Below are 1274 nucleotides of genomic sequence, written 5' to 3' on the forward strand. Positions count from 1 at the left end.
TGGAGCCCGCTGGCGCAGGGGGCGGTGCTCGTCGATCCGGTGATCGTCGACATCGCCGAGAAGTACGGCAAGACCCCGGCCATGGCCAACACCGACCCGGTCGCCGACACCGCGGGCGTCGTCGAGCAGGTCTGGCGCCTGGGCCAGGAGGCGGGCTACTGCGACGTGCAGCCCGTCGGAGCCGTCACGGTCGGCCTGGGCGGCGAGCACCTGGCCGAACTCGGCGCGATGGCCGACTCGGCGGCCCGGGTCCGGGTCTTCTCCGACGACGGCAAGTGCGTCTCCGACGCGGTGCTCATGCGCCGCGCGCTGGAGTACGTCAAGGCCTTTGACGGCGTCGTGGCCCAGCACGCCCAGGAGCCGCGGCTGACCGAGGGCGCGCAGATGAACGAGGGCGCGGTCTCCGGCAGGCTGGGCCTGACCGGATGGCCCGCGGTCGCCGAGGAGGCGATCATCTCCCGGGACTGCCTGCTGGCCGCGCACGTCGGCTCGCGCCTGCACATCTGCCACGTCTCCACGGCGGGCTCGGTGGAGCTCATCCGCTGGGCCAAGTCCAAAGGCTGGGACGTCACCGCCGAGGTGACCCCGCACCACCTGCTGCTGACCGACGACCTCGTCGAGGACTCCCCGGTCGGCTCCTACAACCCGATCTACAAGGTGAACCCGCCGCTGCGCACCCGCGCCGACGTCGAGGCGCTGCGCGCGGCTCTGGCCGACGGCACGATCGACTGCGTGGCCACCGACCACGCCCCGCATCCGGTCGAGGACAAGGAGACCGAGTGGGCCGCCGCCGCCATGGGCATGATCGGCTTGGAGACGGCGCTCGCGGTGGTCCAGGAGGCGATGGTGGAGACGGGGCTGCTCGACTGGGCCGGTGTCGCCGAGCGCATGTCCTGCGCCCCGGCCAGGATCGGCAGGCTTCGGGGGCACGGGCAGCCGATCGAGGTCGGCGCGCCGGCCAACCTCACCCTCTACGACCCGGCGGTGCGCGCCGCGGTCGACCCGGCGGGCTACGCTTCCAAGAGCCGCAACACCCCCTACCAGGGCCTTACCCTGCCCGGCCGTGTCGTGGCGACCTTCCTGCGCGGCAGGCCGACGGTCCTGGACGGGAAGCTCACGTGAGGACTCCTCGCCTTCGCGCGCCGGGCGTCGGATACCTTCGCCTTCCCGCACCGGGACGTGGGGGCGTCCCGCTCGGTGCGGCGACGGCGAATCGATGTGCCAGATATTTCATACTTTGCGGAGCTGGAGCCGAGATGATCGGGGTGTGTGAG

Annotated in this window: 1 protein-coding gene; it reads left to right on the forward strand. The window is 72.1% G+C overall.

The genetic code is table 11. The features are described from left to right. Window positions 1–1122: dihydroorotase (locus ABZ260_RS51255; protein ID WP_355633296.1), on the forward strand; the 1122-nt coding region annotated here is incomplete at its 5' end. Window positions 1123–1274: the final 152 nt, after the last annotated feature.

The organism is Streptosporangium sp. NPDC006013 (assembly GCF_040614275.1).
Lineage (GTDB): Bacteria > Actinomycetota > Actinomycetes > Streptosporangiales > Streptosporangiaceae > Streptosporangium.